Below are 5,400 nucleotides of genomic sequence, written 5' to 3' on the forward strand. Positions count from 1 at the left end.
ATTATTGAGTTTGAAGACAGACTTGTGAAACATATTAACTAAAACTGCAGTTACACAGAATCTGTTACACCCTCGAGATCCTAGGACGTTCGCACGCTCACTGCGAGGACGCTTCGCTGCTAGGCAAATCAAAATGAAACAGCAGCACCTTTAGGTTTAAATTAACTTGTCGGCTCTTGCATGTTCGTCTTTGTACTGTGGCTTACCCCGGTTATTCCACCTTCACTCTATTTGACTTTTGCGGCTCATAACCATCGCGTTTGCTTGTATAGACACTAGCAGGACCAAAGCGACACTCTCCCAGGATTGTGGCTTAATAAACCTAGTCACTTCTTAGAAACGCAGCGCTCTTCTTAGCTTTTACCGTCAGCGAAGCGTTCTGTGAGTGAGCTTGCGAACGCTCCGAATACTGTAAGGCCACCGGCCATTCCTCTATTCAGCCTTAGCTTTTCCTAGCTCCCAGCTCTCAGCTCTCAGCTCTCTGGCACTCTAACCTCTAACCTCTAACCTCTAACCTCGAAGCGTGGCCCCTTCTTAGCCTTTAATGCCCTTTCCCATTTTGCATTGCAAATAAAGAGCATCACTTAGCTGTCTGCATCATTGTGTTGATAAAACAATAAAAACCTATAAATACAATAAGATAAAAACTGGCATTAGAGTTGCTTAGCTTAATGTGTAAATAGAATAAATGTGTAAATGAAATATGTAATTGAAAGAAGTGTAAATAAAAGCCACAAGTAAAAAAATGAGTAACCACCAACAAATTTAATACCTGTTCAGATAACCAAGCAAAATGCCAAGTGCATTTTTAAGGATGGCGATATGTTTTTCTCCAAATTACCTCAGAACAATGCCTGTAAAATCACCCTACCGGTTGAAGTGATAATGACTCAAACCGCAACGATCAGAGCTGCAATTTTGCAACAAATTGATGCAGGGATTACGCGGTTAATTATCGACCTTCACCAAGTAGAGTACATCGATTCTAGTGGGCTATCAGTACTCATCTCAGCGTTAAAACGCGTAGAAAAAGAAGAGGGTGAAATTGTACTACTCTCACCAACAGCTGGAGTGCGTTCACTCATTGAGCTTACCCGTTTGCATCAAATTTTCTCCATCTATGAAGATGAAACTGCTGCCATTGAATACATATGCAATGAACTTGCCGATGAAAACGTAATATAAGTTGAGGCCGCCGTTATGACTCCCAATCACAGCAAGCAAAAAAAGAATAACATCCACAAACTAGGCTCACACAAGTTAGGCTCATTAAGCCACGTAGGCTTGCTATGTTTATTGCTCTCGGCTTGTGTCACCCCCCATCACCCAGAAGAGTCTCAAATCTGTGCGGGTAACGGCGATGACAATATGACTCAGTGTCATTTTTATAGTCGCGACACACCATATATGCGCAGTATAAAGGGAGCCAAAGCTGAAAACCTTAGCCCAAATAGATCTAATACTGAAATGAGCAACACATGGTTAATGTATGCAGGGCAATCTCAGCAAGCATTACATCTTCCGCAAAATATTCGCTTATCTGTAGGTGACCGACTCAAGATCCAGGTGCTCAACGGAGAAGAGTTCAGCGGTGATGTTGAAGTCAATAACGATGGCTATATCTACCTACCTTATTTAGAGCCGATTCACGCGAAAGGTCTTGATATTGCAGAGCTAACAAACACTATTCAACAGTATCTTGTCGATGAGGAGTTTATGCTAAAAAGCAGCGTGCGTTTAAGCATCACCCCCTTAAAGTGGGCACCTGTTGAAATTACAGTATCGGGAGGCGTATTTGAACCGGGTCAACACCTGATCAATAAAAAGTCCGACTTAGAAATTATTGATGATGATGGTAACCACAGTGGCGACCAAGCTGGCCAACGTACAATAGCTTCTGCGCTCAGAGCATCTGGTGGAGTTCGCCCTGATGCAAATGTCTCAGCGATCACTGTGTTCAGAGGCCAACATAGCTTCACCCTAGATCTATCCGGCGTGATCCACGGCTATCCTGTGCCAAGCATGACCTTGATGTCTGGCGATCACATTCATGTACCACAACATGATTATTTCGATGATGCTTTAGCTCGCCCATCACAGATCACCGCGCCGGGTATTCGAGTCTTTATGTCTAACCTGACTCAGCCGGCCTCCAGTAACGCCCAATCAGCGGTAGATACTGAAGCAACTCGATTTCCTTACGGCACTCGTCTGTTAAATGGTGCGATTGCAGCCAACTGTGTGGGGGGGGCACAATCGACTAATGCCAGTAGACATTTATTGCTGATCACTAAAAACCCTCTTACCGCTCAAGTCGATGTGATTGAACGCTCAATAGATGACTTAATCAGGAACTCGTGGGAAACCGGGATGAATCCCATTTTAATGCCTGGCGATGGGATCGCCTGTTATGACTCTCGCGTTACCAATATCCGAGAGATTGCACGTTCAATTACCGAAGTACTCGTTCCAGCAACCTTGCTTGAATTGCTTTAAATAGTGACATAACCAGGAGGTTATAATGACAACACAACACTCCTACAGACCTCTTTTATGGTTAAAGCACTACTTTGTAGCAGGTAGTCAACTTTCTGCTAAAAAAAGAAAGCGTGCCTATCTTATCGTTACCTCGCTACTGCTGCTGACTATCTGGCTTTTAGTGTTGCTATTTACTCTATTAAGCCCAAGTCGCTATATCAGCCAATGGATCCTTATACTTCCTGGGGCTGGTGCCGGCGCCTTAGTCAGCCTAGATAGTGTGGGCCAAGCTAATAGCTCTACCAACTCGCCTTATGCAAGTAGTGCTATCGACCCTAGAATTAATTACAAATCTATTGCAAATAGTAAGCCCCTTATTAATGCAGCAGCTAAAACACTTCACCTTAAAAGCAGCGAATTTGGCATGCCAAAACTAACACTTCCTAACCAAACAGGGATGATGAAATTTAGTATAAAAGGCGCAACAGCCAAAGACGCACAGCAAAAAGCCTGGGCACATTATCATAGTTTACAAGCATTATTAGCTGAGCTGCGCCGAGATGAAATTGAGCAACGTGAGGATGCCATCCGAGTAGGCATGGCCACTTTTGCCAATAAAGTCCATTTAACCCAGAATAAATTACTCGAGTTTCAGTCAGCACATGGTCTAGTGTCACTCGATCAGTTTAAAGAGCTCGCTTTGACCATGGAAAGACTTAGACATAACAAAGTCAATCTCATCTCAGAGTTACAAGGCGTGAAAGCCAGCCAGAAAATGCTCGAAATACACTTAGGCTTAACCCCCAAGCAGGCGGCAGGCTTACTTACGCTAAAAAATGATCAGTTGTTCCAGCAACTTCTTATCAGCTATACCAATGTTACCGCAACTCTAGCCGAATACCGCAGTCGGTTTGGCAAACGTCACCCAAAAGTTGTTACCTACCAAAACGAGCAATTATCTATTCTGGCCGCCCTAAGTAAACGCTGTAAAAGTCTGCTTGGCTATAATGATAAGCGCTTGATGTTAATGCTATCGGCTGATGACTTAGACGGCCGTGCTCAACTCATGCAAGAGTTGCTATCGCTCAACACCAAAGCCGAAGGGCTAAGGCATCGAATTGATGCCCTATCTGATCAGATCCATGCATGGGATCATAGGTTCAACGACAGTAATGATGATGCAGCCAAACTCGAAGGCCTACAGCGGGAGCATCAGGTCGCTACCGCTGTATTTACCTCCGCACTTGCAAAAATGGACATAGGTAAAGCCGACATCTACGCAGCCTATCCGTTATTGCAACTGATGGCTCCACCATCATTAGCCGAGAAACCCGATAATTTACGTACCCTGCTAGCAATAGTCGGCGGGATTGCAGCTTCGATCTCATTAATTGCAGGAATGGTAATGCTATGGATCCGCAAACCAATACTCCAGAAAATTCTGACGAATTAATTATCTGGCGAGCGATCACTGGCACCTATCTGTTTTGGCTGTTAGGCGCCATGTATCTGGTCGCCCCCGCCATAGCGTGGATCTTGCTGTTGCGCATGGTTAAACGAGCCTTGTTGGATCACCAGAGTTATACCGTTAGCAAAACACAAGCCTGTTGGATTGTCGCTATGGCAATCATGTTACTCGCATTGGTAATAGGTCACCTAACAAACGACTTAGGTCTAGCCAAACTGATAAAGTCGAGTATCGGTTGGGCCAAAGGCTGGGCGCTGTTGGCAATATTTCCTTTATTGGGCAGCCTAAAGATCCGTCCCGAGCTTATCTACCGAGCATGTTGTATTGTGTGCAAACACACTCTGATCTTACTGCCCATCTTCATACTCGCATGGATCATTAAGCTCCCGGCTACACTCTATACTTCCCCGCTGAGTATTATTGGTGGCCCAGGCCCAGAGTTCTTTAATGTCAGCTTATATGAAATTGATCCCGCTAACGGCCTCCCCAGGTGGCGACTCTTTACCCCCTGGGCTCCCGCCCTAGGCATGATAGGCAACCTATTTTTTACTTTTGCCCTGCAAGAGAAGTCTAAACGATTTAAGTTTTATGGCTTTGCGGGCAGCTTTTGTATGATCTTGCTATCGCAATCACGCTTAGCCTTAGTCTGCTATCTACTACTGATTGGCTTTTTCATGTTTATCCGTTGGTTTCGCTCACCTTGGATTTACTTTGTTGCCAGCCCGCTATTACTCCTACTTGGCGGTTCAGGTCTTTATGTCGTCGACAAGGTGCAACAGAGTGTAGAGGCTTTTAAAGCTGCCCGTGCAGGCTCGACCCGGGTTCGCCAAGAACTGGCTAATATCGCCCTAGAGCGCTGGGCAAACGAGGCGGTAGTATGGGGCCATGGCATTGTCGAACGCGGACCGCATCTAGTTGAATATATGCCAATCGGTTCACATCATACCTGGTACGGCTTATTGTTTGTTAAAGGCATTGTGGGCGCTATCGCCTTAGCGGTTCCTTTACTTGTAAGCCTGCTTGCTCTACTCAAAACCCTATTTAGCTCGCGCCTAAGCGCTGTTGGCGTTGCGATTATCTTGCAGCTGATTTTATACACATTTGGTGAAAATCTAGAGATCCTTGCCTACCTGTTCTGGCCAGGGCTTTTCATTGTCGGGGCCGCTTTAAAAGAAGGTTCTAAAGGAAGGTTAAAGGAAGGGACTAGGGACTAGGACCTAGGGCGTTCGCAAGCTCACTGCGAGGACGGACTATATAAACAAGGTCCTAGATTCTAGGACGCTTCGCTGCTAGGAAATCAACAGCGGAACAGTACCGGCTTTGACCTTCTATGCTTGATGTAGGCAGGGCTTTAGTCCATCACAAACAAACCAATACATAAATAGACGGCATAAATGCCGACCTACAAAATATAGACATCAACTTGAAATACTGCCTTCCTACATCTTTGTAGG

Annotated in this window: 4 protein-coding genes; all 4 read left to right on the forward strand. The window is 45.1% G+C overall.

The genetic code is table 11. The features are described 5' to 3' along the window. Positions 1-822 precede the first annotated feature (822 nt). From ACVBIO_RS21265 to ACVBIO_RS21280, 4 genes are read left to right on the forward strand one after another with little or no spacing between them, the layout of a single operon-like run. Positions 823-1,185, forward strand: a complete 363-nt coding sequence (locus tag ACVBIO_RS21265) for an STAS domain-containing protein (RefSeq protein ID WP_447162589.1) — start codon at positions 823-825, stop codon at positions 1,183-1,185. Positions 1,186-1,200: 15 nt separating this feature from the next. Continuing rightward, positions 1,201-2,496, forward strand: coding sequence for a polysaccharide biosynthesis/export family protein (locus tag ACVBIO_RS21270; RefSeq protein ID WP_447173391.1), 1,296 nt, complete (start codon positions 1,201-1,203; stop codon positions 2,494-2,496). A gap of 25 nt (positions 2,497-2,521) precedes the next feature. Then, positions 2,522-3,931, forward strand: a complete 1,410-nt coding sequence (locus tag ACVBIO_RS21275) for an exopolysaccharide biosynthesis protein (RefSeq protein ID WP_447164337.1) — start codon at positions 2,522-2,524, stop codon at positions 3,929-3,931. Then, entirely contained in the window at positions 3,889-5,160 is a 1,272-nt protein-coding gene (locus ACVBIO_RS21280; RefSeq protein WP_447173392.1) for an O-antigen ligase family protein, read from the forward strand. Before ACVBIO_RS21275 ends, ACVBIO_RS21280 begins: the two co-directional genes overlap by 43 nt. Positions 5,161-5,400: the final 240 nt, after the last annotated feature.

It is taken from the genome of Shewanella sp. 0m-8, assembly GCF_052977265.1.

Excerpts from the sequence above, each read along its gene's own strand:
- ACVBIO_RS21265 (WP_447162589.1), top strand. The coding sequence starts at position 823 with ATGTTTTTCTCCAAATTACCTCAGAACAATGCCTGTAAAATCACCCTA.
- ACVBIO_RS21270 (WP_447173391.1), top strand. The coding sequence starts at position 1,201 with ATGACTCCCAATCACAGCAAGCAAAAAAAGAATAACATCCACAAACTA.
- ACVBIO_RS21275 (WP_447164337.1), top strand. The coding sequence starts at position 2,522 with ATGACAACACAACACTCCTACAGACCTCTTTTATGGTTAAAGCACTAC.
- ACVBIO_RS21280 (WP_447173392.1), top strand. The coding sequence starts at position 3,889 with ATGGATCCGCAAACCAATACTCCAGAAAATTCTGACGAATTAATTATC.